Here is a 20389-nt window from a genome sequence, read left to right on the forward strand (position 1 = left end):
TTTGTTTGTGAATTTCTTCGATTCTTTTTCAAGGTTATTACATTTTACTTCTCCTCCTTAAAATACAACTTATAGTATTTCATTCCTTTTTCTTCATCATAGCCTTTTTCCAGGAGATTCTCCCCACCTCGGATGCTGATGCCAAAATTATCATCCAGCTTGATGTTTGTCATATTGCCGAACGAGAGCTTCTTTAATGCCAGTGGTTCCGTTTTAAAATGGTCCACCACGCCATTACCATCCTCTGTGATTGCATCTTGATTATACTTCAAAAAGCCCTGCGCGGTCTTTTCATCATCAAAAACACAGCCAACCATCTCTTTCAAGTCAAAATCGCCTCTTTTCAGAAAGTCCGTCAACCTATTGAGCATCATTGCCCTTTCATTCTTATCTACACTCTCTGTTAGCGACTTCACATAATCCTTACATACATTAATGGCCCTTTTCGTCTGATTATAACCATCATTTCTTGGAACCACATGCAAGAAGTCATCAATCCAGTATTTAGCTTCAGCACCACGTTTTGTCCTATCTACAACAGCCACAACATAACCATGTTCTTTTTCTATATTAAATATCAAGCAGCCTTTATCCAGTTTTTGCACATTTACCCCCATATCAAAATCAACAGACACATCGTCCTTTTCGTGCTTCACCTTCAAAAAACGTTCTTTATTCTCTGCTTTAAACAATCCTATCGCATCCACTAGTTTATGGTCTACTTCGCAGTTTTTAAACAGTACCACAAAAAAATCACCTCCATTAATTTTTGGATGATTACTATGCTCATATAAACATCCTGCGATATCTATCGACTTCTCTACCAGAGTATTGTTGTCATCAAAGATAGCAGAAACATGAGAATAAACCTCATTCATCTTTAACTCAGCCTCATGGTAGAAGTGGCAGAGAGCCTCAAGTTTAAATGGAGATAGGAAATAATATTTTAGCATATTCTCCATCGCATCATCTATATACAACGAGTGGGAAGAGGTCTTTATCCCCTCTTCCGCCACTCTATTACCAACATAATGCACTATAGCGTTTGCTATTTTTATATTCTCATTCATATTTATTAAGATGATTTTTTAATACTCCAATTACCGCTTCCTTAATATCTTTCCACAAGCCATCCTCCTCATTCTTGGTCATTTCTATATCCTGTCTTACGCAAAAATGAACAGTCTGCCCATAAGTAAAAAGATTCACAACCGTAGAACACAATAGAAGCATTGAAAACAGCCCAAAGAACAGAAGTGTAATATATATAAAGAAGTTTAATATTAAACAAACACATTCATTATCCACTGTCAGTTTCTGTTTCACAATCAAGTGAACACAAAACGCCAGTATCAAAGTAAAACATTGTATCAAAACCGATGATGCAAACACACAACTTGTGGTCTGAAAAAAACTCAGTTTCTGTTTGGTGCTCTTTAATGGTTCCGACATACGTCCAATCAATTTCAAATCCGAAACGCCAATAATAAGCGCATACCCAGCAAGACTAAATCCTAGCAAACTAGGAAATGTTGATAGTACGGTCGAGGCTAAATCATCTATATACTCAAATATCCGATTAGCCTCCCTGTTAAAAAAGAGCAAACATCCCCCAAACAGACAAGTTAAAATCAAACCAAACTTAAACACAAAAGACTTTCGTATTTTGTCGATAGTATATCCATTACGGAATATCCCATCAATACTCACTTTGTGTCTCGTTCTCAGATCATTATCATCATCCATTACCATTATTTCTAAATAAGTTCACCACTTGCGTCACTATATTCTTACGTAGAAGTGTCTCCTTGCATCTAATTGCAAGTGTTTTGGGGTGCCAATCTGTAACAATCTTAGATGATACACCATCTTTTATAATTGAGGCCGTAACCTTTCCATAATGCTGAGCCAATCCGATAGCACCTTTAAGAATTCTCACATTAACATCTATGTTACCGGTATTATCTGGAGTACCTTCTATTTTCAATCGTTTCATATGAGCAGCCTTCATCTGGTCATCCATAAATTCCATCGCTTCATCGCCATTGTCCTGATTACTATACGATACGTCAATCTCAAGTTTCTTTACGATATCAGCCTGGAATATCTGTTCAAAGTCCGACTCATCCTGTTCTTTTGTCACCAAGAAATCCTCCCCTTCTTCTATAACCTGTGCTACAGCCTCATTTAAGAACTTCTCTACAGCATTTGCGCTGAAGCCACTTTTCATCACAAAAGCCATTCGGTGTGCACCTGGTACAAAGAAGAAATCAGATTCCTTCAGATTGGGGAATGTATTTCTTGGAAGGTCAACACTCTCCACCTCCATATTCTCCAGATTAATCCAATCCTTGCCATCGATCACAGTATATGTTGAGATGCTTCCATACAATACGTCCCAGTTTCTGCCATTCACTTCAACCACATTATTAAACAGCGTACGTAAAATCATATGCCTATCCCCTCTAATTGGGATCGAAACCTTTTCCTGGTTTATCTTCTTAATAATGTCAGTATAAGCAGCATCACCAGTACGGCTGTCCGACATCAACTTTACGTTAATCATCTGAACTTTATAGTTCAGTTCTCTAATTTTTCTTTCTTCCATAATTTTGATTTTTAGTTATTGTACATAGATTATTCCTCCCAGGTTTTGCTTTTGTTAAGCAGGCCCCACTTGAGTGATTGTATGAGAGTTATCCAAGTGGAGGCATGCGTTATGACAAACTTTTTATATTGATATCTCACGACATCTCGTACCTTTGATGTCACGTACCCGTCCCCTGGCAGGGAGGCAGGGCGACATCCTAAATGCTGTTTACTCCAAGCACTGCTGCTTGTTGTCCTCATACCAATCTGCTAATGCTTCTTCGAATGTCCATTTCATTTGATAACCCGACGAAGCCATTTTCTTGCCACAGATGTTGGTTGAGATCTGCAGTTTCTTTACTCTTGCGGGACAGATGCCCATGGGGCTACCTACCATCTTAGCACAAACTGCCATTGGCATAATGATACTATTGGGGATATATGGCACTGATTGCGACAGGCCTGTTACCTTTTTCATTGCCTTTACTATCTGCTCGATGGTATAGGCTGGTTCAAAGGTGCAGTTATAGATGTCAAACGATGTCTTACGCTCCTCTACATTCCATAGGATAAAGCGCACCAACTCTTTTACATACACACAGGCCTTGATGGTATCCTTACGACCAGGATAGGCAAATGTATGTTTGCGGATGCCCCAATACAGTCGAGAGAAGTTGCCGTTTTCGCCACGACCGAATACCACACCTGGGCGAACGATTGTTAGTTTTCTGCCTTCACCCCCCTTCTGCCATGCCATATGAATCTTCTCTGCCACCAGTTTCGATATACCATAAGGTGTGTTTGGTGTAGGCAGCGTATCCTCAGTCTTCAGTTGTTCAGAGGCGCCATATGGTGCTATGCTCGATGTAAACACCATATTCTTAATGCCATATTTCTCAGCAAATGCACACACGTTCTCAGCTCCACGGATATTCGTTTCAAAATACTCTATATCCTCGTGACCAGGTGTACGATGCACAGCTGCGAAGTTAAATATCACATCCTCTGCTGTCGGCGTAAAAGACAGTTCTCCTATTGGTTTCCTGATATCGCACTCTATATAAGTTGATCCCAGCTGCTCACCATCCCTAACCGCAGACTTATAGTTCTTCACTACAGGGTTAGGAGTTCCAGGCTTTACTATATCCAGATTCCACACCTTGGCCTCTGGATGTACTTCGTTCAAAAGATTCGTCAGATGGGTACCAATAAAACCGGTACCGCCAGTAATAATATAATTCATGATTTAAACTCCTTGTATTTTTGCTCTACAAATTCTTTAATTTCTCTCTTAAAACGTTCTTCTGAAAAACCCTCAGCCCACTCTCTACAAACTCGTGGTGAGAAAGGCTGCTCACCCATACTCTCAAAATGCTTCACTGCCTCCATAATTGCCTCTGGCGTTTGCTCTTTAAAGAATAATCCTGTTTTACCATCACTTACAGTCTCCAGCGAGCCACCGTGACCATAAGCTATTACCGGTGTTCCGCAGCTCTCTGCTTCAATGGGTATCATACCAAAATCCTCGTCTGGTGCAAACACAAATGCTTTGGCATGCTGCATTTTCTCTTTTAATACATCAAAGGGCTGATAGCCCATTACTGTTACATTAGGGCCTGCAAGCTTTTTGTATTCTTCCAAATTAGGGCCACCACCTATAACCACCAATTTCTTGTCTGGCATCTGATTAAATGCCTCTATAACAGCATCGATCTTTTTATATGCCACCAACCGACTACTGGTTAGGTAATAGTCTTGTTTATCCTCACATAGTTCAAATCGTGAGATATCAATGTTAGGGTGTATCGTCACAGAATCTCTACGGTAAGTCTCCTTAATTCGACGACCTACGTAGTCAGAGTTACTGATATAATAGTCCACACGGAAACTGCTCAGCATATCCCATTTTCTGATTCTATGCAACAGGTATCTTACCAACCAACTCTTTAAGCCCTCGGTCAAGTTCGACTCTTCCAGATACTCATTATACATATCCCAAACATAGCGTATCGGAGAGTGAACATAACTGATATGCAGTTGATCCTCCTTGGTTAAAACACCTTTTGCCACACAATGCGATGAAGAGATAACAACATCATACCCGCGGAGATCAAACTGCTCAATAGCAAACGGGAACAACGGCAGATAAGCACGATGTTTCTTTGCACCAAATGGCATCTTCTGTATAAAAGATGTATGTACCTTTTCCCAAGGGATGCCCAATTCATCACAAATCTCTTTTTTGGCTACAAGCGTAAATATATCTGCATCAGGGAATACGTCATATATCGCCTTCACCACTTTATCAGACCCACCAACCGTAACGAGCCATTCTTGTATGATTGCTACTTTCATAATACCATTAATTGATTAACTTCTCATATTCATCCATCAATGCATTTAGCATCTTCTCTTCTGTAAAATTGCTCTTAAAGAAATCCATAGATGCAGCAGACATTGCCTTATAACACTCCCTATCGGCCATAATGTTTTTTATAAGCTTTATTGCCTCTGTCTCGTTTTCAAATAAAAAGCCGTTATATCCATCTTTAACTACTTCGTTGTTTCCTTTTACATTAGAAGCCACTATTGGCAATCCCACTGATGCAGCTTCAATCAATCCATAAGGTAGCCCCTCAAATCGCGATGTAGATAAATACAAATCCGATGATAATAGATATTTCATAGGTTCAGTTGTAAACCCGACAAAGTCAATTGGTACATTTTCCTCTTTCGCCAGTTGTTCCAATCTCGTCTTATCCTCGCCATCGCCAACCCACACAAATCGTACATCCTTTGAACCAGCCCAATGTTTAGCAATCCTATACATACTATCCATATTCTTCTGATAGTCAAAACGAGATAATGTTACTATTGTCAATGGGCTGTGCAAAGCTTCATATTTATTATCGTATTGCGGAGCAGGGATACCATTGTATATAACAACGGTATTATTACTTCTGGAAAACCTTCTGTCAAGAGCCATTTGCTTCTCGCCATTTGAAACACAAACATACAAATCAGCCAAAGGCGACAGCAATACACCAACTATTTTTGACAAATAGAATTTTAGTATTGAACTATATACATCCGATATACCATGATATGTATGTACTACTTTCACTTTTGGATACAATACTTTCAGCATTCTGCTATACATCCCAGCTCCATTACCATGCGAGTGTATAATGTCTATTTTATTAGCCTTAACAAATCTCTTAAGCTCCAGCAAAGCCTTAACTGAGAAACTCCTGTACGGAATAAAAATTGTGCCCTTTATTCGCTTATCTGTCTTCCATAGTTCAGCATACGGATCGCCAACTTTAGGATAAGACATGTAAATTTCAACATCTGTTGGTAGATTCTTTACCAATTGATCTACATGCCGAGGTCCTCCGCCAAAGTCAGAGCGAACGGTAACAAATAGTATTTTCATATCATTATTCGATTCCTATTATTTATATCTAGAGTACCTCCCCCCAATATACAAACCACTAGCAGAAAAGAAAGTCCATAAAATAAAAACAGCTATAACTCAACTTGCATTTTTTTTATATCCCCGTCATTAACATTTCCTTTCAAGCGGCCTAGGAACCTTCTTCCTGATTCTTTATAATCAAAGAAAACTCGAGATAGGGGTGTTTGCCAGAAATACATAACAAAAGCCGCAATGAACTTCCTCTTAGAAAGTCCTTTCAGGTTAAACAGTGGCCCTAAACGATTCATCCAATACTTTGTACTAATACCGTTTTCTTTCAAGAATCTGTTAACCGTTTCTACTACAAAAATGCGTGCCTCAACAATATCCAAGGTTAGTCTTGTGCATATTGAGCCTCGCCTCACAGTACAACAATAAACCGCATCAGGGCAAAATTTAACCTTTTCTGCAAAGACCCCAGCGCACGCAGCAAAGAATGCATCATTAGAAGCAGCAACTTCCTGAAATTGAATTTTATGTTTTCTAATCATTTCGTGACGAAACATTTTCCCCCATACAGTATGATGACAATAACGTAGTATATTCTCGTCATAACGTTCCTTAAACATACTAACAATATTTTCCCTATTTTCAACAGGGGCAAGAGTGTCAGACAAAACAGAATTTGTATCAAACACTATCAAATCAGCATCCGAACGGGTATATTCATCAATAAAGTCAGAAAGACCTTTATTAAAGAAATCATCGGAATCTGCAAAGAGTATCCATTCTCCTTCTGCATGTCTTAAACCTACATTTCTGGCACCGCCCCCCCCCAAATCCTCTTTTGAAAACACATGGAATACGTTTTTCCTGCCTTTACCAGGAAAGTTATCGAAGTCTACAGAATTACGATCACTGTTATCATCGACAATTACAATCTTGATATCATCCCTATTGGGAATTGAATCAATACAACGTTGAAGCAATGATGGAACGTTCTTGTGGGGTATAATAATTGTTATCTTGTACATTTCCTAAAAACATATAATCTCGGACATAACGCATACAAATTTTGTATAAGAAAAACTCTCAATGCCTTGCAAACACCTAGGTGTCTCTTGCAAAATAAAAAAGACATTATTGCAGAGTATTTTTTAGAATAGAGTAAGTTTATCCTTTCGTGAAGCCTATATTTCGAATTAAGAAACGGTTCTATATCATGATCATGCCGTTCAGTAATTCCAACAAAATTAGTAGACAAAAAAACATTAAAGCCTTTTTTCAATGCTCTACACCCGTAGTCCCAATCTCCAAATGAATGTGAAAATGTACCATCTATAATACCAATACGCCTCACTACTATAGCAGGAATAAGTACGAGATTTCCATTCATTAAGAAAATAGGTAGCATATTCCCATTAGGGGATAATAATCGGTTATCTTGGTCTCGACCACCATATGAAGCTTTGCCTTCCATGTCACAAAAGGCCCCACTAATAACAGAGCCTCCACCTGATTTATAATAAGACTCGAACATAGTCACCAAGGCCCCTTCATATAAATCAGCATCATCATTAAACCAGAGAAAAAAATCATAAATTACACCTGATTCTATTGCCTCTTTCCAGGCCAAACGCATGCCGCCACTCCAAAATAAACTACCATTCCCTTGAATAATATGAACTGTCGGAAAACCATTAGCTACAGCTTCACTCGTACCATCTGTGCAACCATCATCTACCATATAGATGTCAAAACTATAATCACCACCCAAGTAATCAATCGCATTGAATAACGATTGAAGTCCTTTGAGCGTAACCTCTCGTCTATTGAAGACTGTTAACAATACAGCAATTTCGTTTCTCTTCATGCTCAAGACTTTAATAGAAATCGTATTATTTTGGCAAGCGAATCTTTATTTTATTCATTAATTCTTCTCTTTCTCTATCACGTTCTTTCTTTGCATTTTTATTAACAACATAAGAGAAGATTTCACTAAAACTCATTTTGAGAAGTTTTTTTATCTGCTTTTTTTTATTCATTAAATAAAAAGACATATTATAAGGGAACATCGGCTGATGAAAAATTTCAAAAGAAGCCATATCCAAGTCGAAAGACATCTCACGCAAATGCCTATCAGAAATATTCCGACCAGCGATAAATCCCGCTTCTCGAAATGTATTTAAATGCCTTGGTTTATATGCTGAAGGATGTTTGATAGCACAATAGTTTCCATATGTTTCAAATTCAGAAAAGGTTGGCAAAGGTGTACTGTAGTCTCCCGCTGCCATTATTTTTTCCACCCAGTCATCTCCTGCAACATCTGAAGAATCGATTGCCTGTAACAACTCACGCATATATTCCGAAGAGAACATCATCGATTCTGAAATAAATGAATTGTCAACAACTTTTCCTATGCCCAACAATTTCTCCATCGCAACAAAGTAATTGGGATTATATTCCGATTTCGGGTTATAAAGGATACTTTCCTCATCAAAATAAGATATTGGAGCCAAAGGCAATGTATCACTATCCCAACTAAGATAGAATTTTCCACATAATGAAGAAACAGAAAAACCCATTTTAAGAAATTGTTGGAAATACCATCCTGTCCTATTCACCCTATCAGGAGCGTATTTCACTAACAATTGTTTGACTCTGTCAAATGATAAATTGGGAATAAGATGATCTTCATCTATTATTTGACATTGTTCATATAAACTCAGTTTTTTCCCTACATAAGTTATATTTTTATTAGCAGTAATAATATATATATTGTTTATATTAACCAAGCAACGATTTATATATGAGACGACACGTGATATAAAACTAATATCATCTGGCCCCAGCGGTATAATAACGTCAAATATAACTTGAGAATCTTTTTGCTTACACATACTTTTTACATATTAAAATATTGACAAAATATCAAATATCACCTTTTATATAAAGGAATTGATGGCAATAAAGAGTTAAACCATTTTTCTATTTGTTTATCAGACAAATATCTAAATCGCTTTGAATAACACATCGCAATTAGCAACCATAAATCAACATCATAAATAAGAAAGTTATTAACATCTTCAATCCAACCAAAAGACCATCTAAAAGCTACAAAACAACCTATCATTGGAACTATTTTATTTCTCGACTTATATAATGCCAAGTATGAACCTCTCATATATATTAGCGAGAAAAGGATTAGTCCAATAATCCCGCACCATAAGAAAATATTTGCAAGTACCATCTCATTTTTATGACGTTCACCTTTATTAAAAGGATTATAACTATTATAACCATATTCAATCAATACCCAGCTGTAATTAACCTTAAATCCACGAGCCGGGCTGCACCCCCAAAGAATCTGGTTATTATCTTTCATCGATTGTATAATATCCACGTATAAGAGGCTACGTGTATCCTTAAATTCATATTCTCTACTTTTATTATTATCTATAGATACCCAAGCATATGACCGACCTGTTAATGCATCCCATGTATCTGAAAAAGCAAATAGAAAGATAAATGCAACCAATAAATAACCAATCAAATGAGAAACCTTTAATATCCGTTGATAATATATATATGATCTAAAACATAACCCTAATCCGATTGTCAACGCGACAAGTCCTTTAACAAATTGAGCACGAGCTTCAACAGCATTGACAAGCATATAAACCACACCAACAATTATTATAACATACTTTATCTTCCCTTTATATAAAGGAAATGTACAAAATAACACAAGAAGCGGTGAGAAATAAAACTGAGTAAATTGGCAAGAGCTCCCGAACAAGACAAAATATAATAATATGGCATATGAATACCAACATCTAAAAATAGAGCCTGCAACCTTCGGATTATAAAACAAATATATATAAAGAGGCATCATCATGCCTATAGTTCCTACTGCCAATTGTTTATATTCACGTTCATTATCAGCCACTATAAAACCTCTAATTACCTCAAAAAACACCCAAATAAACCATATCTTAATTATTAACGGTTGTTCTCTTTTAGGGCACAGTGTATCTTTAAATATGACGATTAAAATAATTATGGGGATTTGAACTGCAAATTGAACAGCCAAAGACGCCTCTCCTCTAATATTTAATGCCGATATTAGCGAAAGGAGAAGTATCAATATTTCGAAATAATAAACGAGTTTTCTATTTCTCATAAAACCAATTTTACCAATAACACCGTTATTCTATAGAAATGCAATACAAAAACTCACTGCTTTAGTATCTTATAATATACATTCATAACATCATTCACAATTGTATTTGGATTGTGTCTATTGATTGCGACCTTACGTCCTTCTGTTCCTATTCGTGTAGCCAAGTTCTTATCTGAGAATATATCTGAAACGTATGATGCAGACATATAAGGATCATTGGCTGGGAGTAAAATTCCATTCTCCATATGCTTGATTAGAGAAGACACCCCACCAACGTGATTTGCTATTACAGGTATACCCAACACTTGAGCCTCACAGACGGTATTTGGACTATTTTCAATATAGGAGGGGTGCACAAAAACGTCTGCGTCAGTCACTGCGTCTACTAATCCTACCGCATTAATAATGCCACAAATACATATATTTACATCTTTGGCTTTAATGCCACACAACTTTTCCCAGACCTTCATGTCTTTCACACCATAGACCTTCCATTCAAAGTCAGCAGCAATATCTTCTTTCAATATTTTTGCAGTCCTCAATATGACATCTCCGCCTTTATAAATCGGTGCAGATATTACACTTACAATAATCTTTTTACTCCTGTCATGATAAGTCCAGATCTTGGGAGAATGATAAATCTCAGGTCTTAACATCTCACTACAATAGAAATACTTGCTGTCTGGAGACAGAATCGCAGAAACTCTTTTATCCATCTCTGTTCGTCCCATCAAAAATTTACAAGAATTGAGTATGCTTTTTTCTGTGGAACACCGATGCTGAATATATGCTCTCTCATTCCAATGTTTGGGACACATTCTAATATACTTTCCCCATGACATATTTTGTGGCAACCATGCTCCATAAAGGAAGTTCATTATCCCCTGAAGGTGGAGAACAACTGGTATTTTAGTTACAGATGCAACCATCCCCCCCGTGTGTTCGGAGCCAAAGACATGAATAATATCCGGTTGAAATTTGTCTACGATTTGTCTCATTACAAGTATCTGACTTTTCAATTTCCGTTGATAGCCAATACTTTTAAGCTTAATGGTAGGAATGCCATAAATCTTTACGCCCCCTATTTGGTCTTCAAAATAATCCTTCCAAGGTATAGCCATCGCCAAATCCATTTCTGGGTGTTTCGCTATTAATTCTCTAGCTAATGCGCCAGTCCAGCCTCCACCATTATATTTATTATCAGAAGCATATATTGCTCCATTACCAGGAAACCAAAGAACTTTCATAAATTATAAGAACAAAACCAATTTATTATACAATTTCCATATTATATAGGACATAATCCATGTTAAAAGAAGCCATGCTATAACACTATTAATTCCCGCGTAAACTATTAGAGTATAGCAAATCCGAGCATGTAATAAATAGAAAAAATAGCTCATACCTCCTAAAAGCATAATGCTTTGACCTTTAACAACAAAGTGTCTATTAATTATTGCCCCCCCCAACAATAAACTTATGGCCATGAAGGAACCGAACAACATTATTTTGCTTTCCATTAATAAAGTTGTACAAAGCATAAAAGACATCAGCAGAGGAACCCACTTGTTCCTATATGTTTTCCATTTTGCAATAACATGACTTACAAAAAATATCCAACAATATCTAAAGAAGTGCCCTTCTGGTCTACCAAAATAATAGAATGCCCAAACATAATAAAGACACATCAGGATGAAGAGGTATGTGGTTTGATTAAACCTAGTGTATCGCTCCAGCAACAGTGATAAATAAAATAAACTGTAAAATATTATAATGCATAGCACATACCAATCTTTCCATCCAAGCATATGAGGCCATATATTGTTTAGGCTATCTAATGATAGATGATGAAGATAATAGATGTCTTTAGACACCCATAGTTGTTCAAACTCGTCAAGCGAATATACTGATGGTAAAAATGCATACCCTATAGTGCATATTATACAACAAAACAACAATGGCAAGTAAACTTTCTTTATTCTTCTTAGCCAAATAAAAATAATATTTTCATTGTCTTTCATCGTTTTCAAAGACAACCCATATCCAGAAAAAAACATAAACCATACCAATGCAATAGTTGCTAAAAAATGCTGAATTGCCCAGGAGACCCCCAAAGGCTGTTCCGTAACAAAACGTCGCTGCCCCCAATGTCCCATTAATATCATGACACATGCCATGCCTTTCATGGCCTGTGACATATTGATATCTATAGTGAATTCGCCTTGCAATGCCACTGTTCGCTTTGAGAGCGAACAAATAAGAAGCACTGCAAATACAGCAATAATCAGCAGATATTCTATATCATAGAATGTAAATGTATACATAATATTGATATACAAATGGAATTAAGTGTTTTTATATCTGCGGGTTAAATTATCACCCACGTTTTCCCATGAATAGTTTTTCTGAATGAAAGTAGCCAAAGGAGTATTAGTCTCACTACTCATCGTTCGGATAATAGATGATAGTGATGCTTCAACCTTCATAGGACATAGCGACACGTATTGCTCTGGAATATAACTATTATCTTGGAAATCCGACGAAATTACGATATTACATCCACATGCAGAAGCTTCTAAAAGTGAATTATTTGCCGTATACCGTTTTAACGGCAAAAACAGAACTGAGCAACGTTGATATAAGTCACGAAGCTCATCGTCTGATATCCCTGAAAGACACTGGATGCGAGAATCCTTCGTTAGGCATTCCACTCTTTTAGGCATTGCTACCACAACTATCTTCAGTTCACTATCCTGCTTGAGCAATTGTTGATAGACTTTGTCTGCAAACTCATAGTCGCGAAGCCAATTGCCAACTGTTAACAGCATTCGCTCTTTCTTAATCATAGAGTCAGGACAATAGAAGTCTGTTCTGATGCCATGTGGGATAAACGTTACAATACCGTTACTGACAAGTTCACGGAAACCGTCAAGTTCGCTTTTCCCCACAAGAACAACTTCATCCATTGATTTCAGTCTCTTTTTCCAAAGGTTATTCTGAAACCATTCCAAGGGCTGATGTAATGTGCATACTATTTTATTACCTTTACGGATAAAAGGTTTAATGTTGTAATAGATGTTTTCACCGTATATAAAATGAAATGTTACATCGTTTCTTTTTATGCCAAGAATGATACATTTCAAAAGGAACCATGGTATTACAGGGCGAGATGTAAATTTCCATACAACATGCCTGAATATCCTATCGAAAATATTCTTAGGTTTTCTGCTAACATGTTCAATGAAACTACTACAGTCTATCTTAACATCATAATCAACATAGTCAGCTATCTGATGATAGCCTGCATGTGTTCCTTTATGATGCTCAAACGGAAATCCTATGTATACTAATTTTCTCATATATATTTAGTTTTTACCGGTAAACTGTCAATTTTGACGTCCTGGCATGAAAACCACCATTGACTATTTGTCGAAACTGCTTGCGTTCGCATTGTCCTCATTCTTAAAACGAGACCTCATCGTTTCTTTAGTACGCTTCGCTCGTCGAAGAAAGGTATCATTTTCCCACTTCATACACAAGACGTCAAAATTGACAGTTTACATTATTTCTGCGAAAAATTCAGGAATCGCGTCAACTTACTAGTAATATTTCTTCTTAAATATAACAAAACTGTCTTTCTTTCGATTGTATTGAGGCCGATTATATATATAGCAAGAATGCTAGTAAAAAAACATGCAACACAATTGATCACTAACCTTGTAATACTTTCCCCTACCATATAACGTATAGATATTGGGATAATAGCTACAACGCCTGTTGTAAAAAAACATCTTATAACAACGTCAATGATGTACTCCTTAAAAGGAAATCCCGTTTTATCATTAACAACATAAAACCTCACAAATATTAGAGAAAATGATATGACAAAAGCAATAACAAAGCAGGTTATCGCCGGCATTCCATGATAAAATGCGAACCATGATAGTGGGAACAACAAACTGTTTACCGCAGACGTTATTATTTGGTATTTTTTTATATCCCCATGTGCCATCTGTATATAGTACAAAATATTGGATATCACAGTTGTTAAACTTGCTGCTATAGTCCAGCGTACGAACGGCACAGATTGATCAGGTGGGTTTTTTAGCCATATTTTCAAAATTATATCCGTTTCTGCCATAATCGGAAACGCGAGTACAAATGTTAAAAAAAAAGCAAATTTAGAACTCATGCATGTTAGATTGAATGATGAATTTATTTCTCCAGAGGCGTATGACTTCGTTATCTGAGGTTGTGCCGCCATCACAAAGTTCGTAACAAATTGTTGTATTACGTTATTCACTTGCACCGCTATACCGCGTGCAGCGTTCACGGCAACTCCGAAATATACATTGATGAGTAGATTAATTCCTTGATTATTAATATATACCATACCGTTTCCCATAAAATTCCATCCTACGAAAGATAACATTTCTTTTAAAAGTGGTATATCTATCGAAAACTGGTATTTGCATTCATCAAAATGCTTAGTACAATAATGTCCATATACTATACGAACTAACAAGGCTACAATTAGAAGAAGAACAGAATATGTTTTTAATTTATCGAAAGGTGATATGTATAAAGAGTATGTGATAAGTAATCTTAATAATGCTTCTAATATCGAAATGTAAGCGAATGCGGACATCTTTTCATGCGCTATTATTAACGAATTATACGGAACACTTATTAGTCCAATAATAGAAGCAATAATGGAGCAATGTAAAACCCAGAATGCCGCATTTATTCTGGCAGGATCTACATTCATCTTATAGTTTAAAAACCAATATCCTATTAATTCCGCAAGTATTAGAACTAATATTGACATTCCCATTTGAGCATTAACACTAATAGAAAACAAGTTTTTAAGTCGATTTAAATCACAACTTCCTATTGAGACTTGGAAAAACCTGCTTATCGCATTTGCTAACGAGCCCGATAGAATTGAAAACATAACAACAAAACCACTGACCACGTTATATATTCCGAAATCCTCCACCCCAAGTACTTGTAAAATAATTCTACTCGTAAACAAGCCAATAAACATCAACAGGAACATCCTAAAGTATAGCAAAAGGGTGTTTTTGGCTAATCTCCTAGTGTTAGAATTTTCACCCATATCAATTTAATTGTAGGCTGTCCTTGATATTATTGACAATATTTCTCGAAGCTGAATATCCATTTTCTGGTTTAATATACTTATTTAGAACCGCTTCACGAATTGTCATCATATCGTCTTTACCATCACAAACAATATCTTGTAAAAATTTCTCTATATCCACTTTTTTATAAGCATGATAGTGGGCATTATAGGCATCGGTGCCATCTTCCGCTGTTTCCACATTTAATTTTCCTGAAAAAGCGATATATAGACAAGGCTTTTTAGTAAACATATAGTCAAGTAAAAAAGAACCGCAATCGTGTATTAAAGCATCTGAACTTTTAAAAATTTCATACGCATTCCCTTCATTTATAGAAGTGTTTGGCATTGACCTCCAACGATTATAATAATCATCGGCTTTTTGTTGCCCCCATTCTTGACATAAAGCAGGGTATAAATGAGGATGGGGTTTGAATACAAATTCTATCTCTTTCTCATATTTTTTAACCAAATCGATCATATATTCGTATATATCAAGAAAACAAGACAAATGAAGCCACCCTTTAGAAGCTATTGAATGGTGAGGCGCCCATATTACATGTTTTTTGTTTGAGCTTTTCCAGTGATATTCTTTGCATTTGCAATATGAATCATACCCTGTATATCCCAAGTAATACAAATTGTTATAACTTGGATTGAACTCTTTAGCAACCCTAACAGAAACTGAAGTTGGCATAAAATTTTTCCATGCAATTAAATTAAGTACAGATAAATAATTATGCTTAGTATAAGAAATCAAGTACCCATATGGAGTATAGCACAATAGAGAATCCTTGAGTTTGTCATAATAGTACTCCTTGCAGCATATCCTTGTATATGGTTGTGAGTAGAAGGCGATGTCAATATTGTATATTGAAACATCTTGACCTATGTTCAAATATTTATTTTTTAGTTTAACATAAGGGAATCTATTATCCTTACAATACATTTCCATAGCAGACACTTCATTTAGAAGATTTTTTATATTACCCTTTCGTGGTGCTATAAAGAAAATAGGATTAAAATATGGGTCTTCTTGCATAATTCGAAATACCTCTTCATATTTAAACATAGGTACGGACATACAGAAGAATGCCACATTAATTTGTTTTTTATGACGAATCCTTTCATATACTCTAGATAAATCTCTCTTTTCAAAAAGAGTTATGACAGCTTCGTCAGAAGGATATTCTTCTCTATTGCAGAAGGAATTCAATTTATTAACAAGTTTGTTAACAATCTTATAGGCAAGCGATTTCATATAAATATCTACATTTGTTTAATCTGTTCTTTAAGCCAAGAAGAACTTATACCCTCCGTTCGCCCAAGAACTACATGTTCCTTTCCGTGATTTTTACACCATTTGATTGCATCCTGGAAGCCTGAGTGTATCTGGTCTGGTCCCGTAACAAAAATATCAAAATCTGCGACTTTTACAATTTCATCGACGCCTTCGTATGTAATAACGTCATCTACAAACCTAATCGATTTTACCATATACATACGTTCTTCTGTCGAATACACAAGCTTCGCTTGCGGCTTATACTTCAGAACCACTTCCGATTTTTGTACAGCAACCGTCAATGAATCACCCAGTGCTTGTGCTCTCTTAAACAAATTAACATGACCTATATGAATCATGTCATAAACGCCAACAGTTAATACTTTTTTGCCACTTTTTTTTGTAATTTCAGAATCCATCAGGATTCTATTTTTTTTATTACTATTCATATTTAATTTATCTGTTGTTATTAAATCAACTCCTTGACAGAACATCTTGTCTGCTTCACTTTTTTCATTAATTGTAGCACATTTCATTATGAACCCTAGAGATTTTCCATACTCAATAATAGCTTTATAGTCTTTATCAACAAAACCAGGAAACCACTCTGAGGAAATAATTAAAGAGGCTACTTTCTTTTTCTTTTTTAATTCATCTAATTTAGCAAAACTCCATGTATGGTCTATCTGATAGATAAGACTGTTATCAATCGATGATATAGAATAGAAATCAGAAGGTGACACTTCCCAAATAACCATATTGAGCATTTGGTATCTTTTCACCAGCTCATAAAGAATTTTATATTTTCGTCTACCAAGAAACTTCTTCTCAAGATCTAGTTCTATACATATTGAGTTCTCTTTACACAACGATAACAATTCTTCGAGTGTTGTTACTTTAATCGTCCTTTTATCTGTTATGCTAAAATTATATTTTATAATTTCTGAAAAATCTATAGAATCGATCTTAATATTAACAGAATTACCAAAGTCATCTTTAGCAAAATTGAGAAGATTATCATCATGACATAATACTGGCACATTGTCTTTTGTAAACATTACATCACATTCAACAATTTTAAAACCTTCATTTATTAAATAGTCATATAAAGACAGAGAATTATTTGGGTACTCACAACTCTCAAATCTTCCATGTGCAACGTACTGTTTCTTATAAAAAATATCTGATGGTGTTCCGCCATTACTTAGAGGTGGACATACTTTAGATATAAAAAGAGATGTTACTTTATGAAGAGTAAATGTAAATCTTTTAGACAACCATAAAAAGATTATATACATTTCTTTTAAAGATTTCCTTATTATCATAAGAAGACAACTATATTAGACAAACTCTAGCTATACATTAAAATTCTAAACGGCGGATCATAATCTTTGCTGATTAACATCCTGACAGCCATTCTGACCGCTCTCGGCACAAATTCGTGCATCAGTGAATTCATTAATTCATGTAAACTGTCAATTTTGACGTCCAGACTTGAAAACCACCTCCAAAGATGGAAGAGTAACTTGATGTAAGAAGGAAGATGTAAGACGTAAGAGACTATTGATGGAAGAAGGAAGAGGGAACTGATGACCGTAGGGAATCTGTGTCTGAAGCGTTATTGTTCAACCTCAAATTGAGGTTTTGCTAAATTATACTCAAAGTTTAATCCTTGACCAAATAGGTCTTTCAACCATACAACATATTCATTTATTGCATTGGAACAGGCTCTTTATGGATCAACGGCTCTTTTACAAGGCTCAAAGCCTTCGTTTTAAGTTCCATTGTTTGTTGCATGTAATAAGAGTTGTGTATATCATTTTTGTCAGCTTCTTCAACACAATTTTGCGATTGCCTTAAAGTAATTGCTGCATTGTGAGCCACTGTTACTATCTCGGCAACCAACAAGGAACAGTTATCTACCAAATTTGATATTACATTTTCTTTTTCAAAGCCCTCATACTCTGCAAAGAGTATATGGAACTCATGCGTCATTTCCAGAATAGTATCATTAGTCCTATCAATCAAAGCATAAAGTGCTTTGTATTCAGACGCGCTATGCGCATAGAGTTGTAAGCTATTTTGCCCGTTTGATATCTTCTCTGCATAGTAGAGAAGGTTAAATAGGTGGCGCTTACGCTCCACTATATAGTCTTTCTTACGTTTTGTAGTAAAAGATATTTCGTTCTTTACTGTCTCAATTTGCTTTGTTATATCCTCTTTTGTGGCATAGTTCTTACCTTTTTCGGCTTCGTAAGCCATTTTTCGTTCTGTGGACAAATCTGCCATACGCTTAGCATGGCGCTCTAAAAATACACATAGAACACCTATGCAAAGGGTTACAATAAGAGATATAATTTCTAAAATTGTCATGCTATCACCGATAAACTATCTTATCTCTTCATAGTAGTGATAAACACGGCTTTTTATAATCTGAATGTGCCAGCAAGGCTCTTTTAGATTACTTCTCGCCTATCCTAGTATAGACAAACCCCAGTTCCTCCAGTTCCTGACGATCGTAGATATTACGACCATCAACAACTACATTGCCAGTCATTACTTTCTTGATGACATTCCACGAAGGCATGCGGAACTGGCGCCACTCGGTCATCAGGGCAAACACATCAGCACCATCGGCAGCATCGTACATATTAGTACAATAAGTAACTACATCACCAATGCGGCGTTTACATTCGTCCATCGCAATGGGGTCGAATACTCTAACCGTTGCACCATCTCTCAGCAGTTTATCAATAACCACCAAAGCAGGTGCCTCGCGCATATCGTCGGTTTCGGGCTTAAAGGCTAAACCAAGGATAGCTATCGTTTTACCTTGAACTTCACCTACTGCCTTGATAATCTTATCATATACTATCGATTTCTGCTTTTCGTTAACACGTTCTACAGCCTCGATCACCTCCATGTGGTAGCCATTATCCATACCGGTATGTACCAAAGCCTTAACATCCTTTGGGAAACAGCTGCCGCCATAGCCACAACCAGCATAAAGGAACTTGGAACCAATACGAGAGTCGGTACCGATGCCCTTACGAACACTATCCACATTGGCGCCAACACGCTCACAAAGGTTGGCAATATCGTTCATAAAGCTGATTCGTGTAGCCAACATGGCATTGGCTGCATACTTGGTCATCTCGGCTGATGGTATATCCATAAAGATAACACGGAAGTTATTAATGAGGAATGGCTTATAAAGGCGAGTCATCACCTCCTTGGCCTTCTCGCTCTCGGTACCTACTACCACGCGATCGGGACTCATAAAATCCTTAATAGCTGCACCCTCTTTTAAGAACTCGGGGTTGCTGGCTACATCGAAGGGGACATTGACTCCTCGTTTATCCAACTCTTCCTGAATGACAGCCTTAACCTTCTTAGCGGTACCAACAGGTACGGTTGACTTGGTGACCAGAATGGTATACTTATTGATATTCTGACCAAACTGACGGGCTACAGCCAGTACATATTTCAGATCGGCTGAGCCATCCTCATCAGGAGGTGTACCAACAGCCGAGAATACTACTTCTACATCGTCGAGCACCTCGGTAAGGTCGGTAGTAAACTTAAGGCGTTCGAAACCCACATTACGTTTAACGAGTTCTTCGAGTCCAGGCTCATAGATAGGCATAATGCCATCCTTAAGCTTCTGTATCTTCTGCGCATCAACATCCACACAAGTAACATGTGCGCCCATCTCAGCAAAACAAGTTCCCGTTACCAGGCCCACATAGCCTGTTCCTACTATTGCAATATTCATGA

At 36.6% G+C, this 20389-nt stretch carries 18 protein-coding genes; all 18 read right to left on the bottom strand.

Features of this window, described 5'->3' with window-relative positions; translation table 11 throughout:
• Window positions 1–44: 44 nt before the first annotated feature.
• The 18 genes from PRU_RS09075 to PRU_RS09155 all read right to left on the bottom strand — a co-directional run bounded on the left by PRU_RS09075 (window position 45) and on the right by PRU_RS09155 (window position 20387).
• Complete coding sequence (locus tag PRU_RS09075) at window positions 45–1070, bottom strand: nucleoid-associated protein (protein ID WP_013063245.1); 1026 nt, start codon at window positions 1068–1070, stop codon at window positions 45–47.
• Complete coding sequence (locus tag PRU_RS09080) at window positions 1063–1746, bottom strand: hypothetical protein (protein ID WP_013064003.1); 684 nt, start codon at window positions 1744–1746, stop codon at window positions 1063–1065. Before PRU_RS09080 ends, PRU_RS09075 begins: the two co-directional genes overlap by 8 nt.
• Complete coding sequence (locus PRU_RS09085; protein WP_013065373.1) at window positions 1739–2608, bottom strand: DUF4747 family protein; 870 nt, start codon at window positions 2606–2608, stop codon at window positions 1739–1741. Before PRU_RS09085 ends, PRU_RS09080 begins: the two co-directional genes overlap by 8 nt.
• Window positions 2609–2818: 210 nt before the next feature.
• Window positions 2819–3832, bottom strand: coding sequence for an NAD-dependent epimerase/dehydratase family protein (locus tag PRU_RS09090; RefSeq protein ID WP_013063999.1), 1014 nt, complete (start codon window positions 3830–3832; stop codon window positions 2819–2821).
• Window positions 3829–4944, bottom strand: a complete 1116-nt coding sequence (locus PRU_RS09095) for a glycosyltransferase (RefSeq protein WP_013065681.1) — start codon at window positions 4942–4944, stop codon at window positions 3829–3831. The genes PRU_RS09090 and PRU_RS09095 overlap by 4 nt, the downstream gene beginning before the upstream one ends.
• 7 nt (window positions 4945–4951) lie before the next feature.
• Window positions 4952–6025 (bottom strand): glycosyltransferase, encoded by a 1074-nt coding sequence (locus tag PRU_RS09100; protein WP_013065201.1) that lies wholly within the window; start codon window positions 6023–6025, stop codon window positions 4952–4954.
• Between the two features lie 92 nt (window positions 6026–6117).
• Window positions 6118–7041: a glycosyltransferase family 2 protein gene (locus PRU_RS09105; protein ID WP_013064161.1), complete on the bottom strand. Its 924-nt coding sequence runs from the start codon at window positions 7039–7041 to the stop codon at window positions 6118–6120.
• Window positions 7029–7880 (bottom strand): glycosyltransferase family 2 protein, encoded by an 852-nt coding sequence (locus PRU_RS09110; RefSeq protein ID WP_013064910.1) that lies wholly within the window; start codon window positions 7878–7880, stop codon window positions 7029–7031. The genes PRU_RS09105 and PRU_RS09110 overlap by 13 nt, the downstream gene beginning before the upstream one ends.
• Window positions 7881–7905: 25 nt before the next feature.
• Entirely contained in the window at window positions 7906–8907 is a 1002-nt protein-coding gene (locus PRU_RS09115) for a DUF6492 family protein (protein WP_013063632.1), read from the bottom strand.
• Window positions 8908–8945: 38 nt separating this feature from the next.
• Window positions 8946–10190: a hypothetical protein gene (locus tag PRU_RS09120; RefSeq protein WP_041386028.1), complete on the bottom strand. Its 1245-nt coding sequence runs from the start codon at window positions 10188–10190 to the stop codon at window positions 8946–8948.
• A gap of 53 nt (window positions 10191–10243) precedes the next feature.
• Window positions 10244–11437: a glycosyltransferase family 4 protein gene (locus PRU_RS09125; protein WP_013063703.1), complete on the bottom strand. Its 1194-nt coding sequence runs from the start codon at window positions 11435–11437 to the stop codon at window positions 10244–10246.
• 3 nt (window positions 11438–11440) lie between these two features.
• On the bottom strand, window positions 11441–12514 hold the full coding sequence (locus PRU_RS15355) for an acyltransferase family protein (protein ID WP_148214891.1): 1074 nt from the start codon (window positions 12512–12514) through the stop codon (window positions 11441–11443).
• 21 nt (window positions 12515–12535) lie between these two features.
• Entirely contained in the window at window positions 12536–13549 is a 1014-nt protein-coding gene (locus PRU_RS09130; protein ID WP_013065305.1) for a glycosyltransferase, read from the bottom strand.
• A 203-nt stretch (window positions 13550–13752) separates the two neighbouring features.
• Window positions 13753–15309, bottom strand: coding sequence for a lipopolysaccharide biosynthesis protein (locus tag PRU_RS09135; RefSeq protein ID WP_013065141.1), 1557 nt, complete (start codon window positions 15307–15309; stop codon window positions 13753–13755).
• Window position 15310: 1 nt separating this feature from the next.
• The gene (locus PRU_RS09140; protein ID WP_013064321.1) at window positions 15311–16591 is read right to left on the bottom strand and encodes a CDP-glycerol glycerophosphotransferase family protein; all 1281 of its coding nucleotides are present in this window, start codon (window positions 16589–16591) and stop codon (window positions 15311–15313) included.
• 8 nt (window positions 16592–16599) lie between these two features.
• On the bottom strand, window positions 16600–17937 hold the full coding sequence (locus PRU_RS15360) for a glycerophosphodiester phosphodiesterase family protein (RefSeq protein WP_080517189.1): 1338 nt from the start codon (window positions 17935–17937) through the stop codon (window positions 16600–16602).
• A gap of 385 nt (window positions 17938–18322) precedes the next feature.
• Window positions 18323–18985 carry a hypothetical protein gene (locus PRU_RS09150; RefSeq protein ID WP_013064021.1) on the bottom strand — a complete coding sequence of 221 codons (663 nt, stop codon included), beginning with the start codon at window positions 18983–18985 and terminating at the stop codon, window positions 18323–18325.
• A gap of 88 nt (window positions 18986–19073) precedes the next feature.
• Entirely contained in the window at window positions 19074–20387 is a 1314-nt protein-coding gene (locus PRU_RS09155) for a UDP-glucose dehydrogenase family protein (protein ID WP_013063491.1), read from the bottom strand.
• Window positions 20388–20389: the final 2 nt, after the last annotated feature.

This window comes from Xylanibacter ruminicola 23, assembly GCF_000025925.1.
Classification (GTDB): domain Bacteria; phylum Bacteroidota; class Bacteroidia; order Bacteroidales; family Bacteroidaceae; genus Prevotella; species Prevotella ruminicola.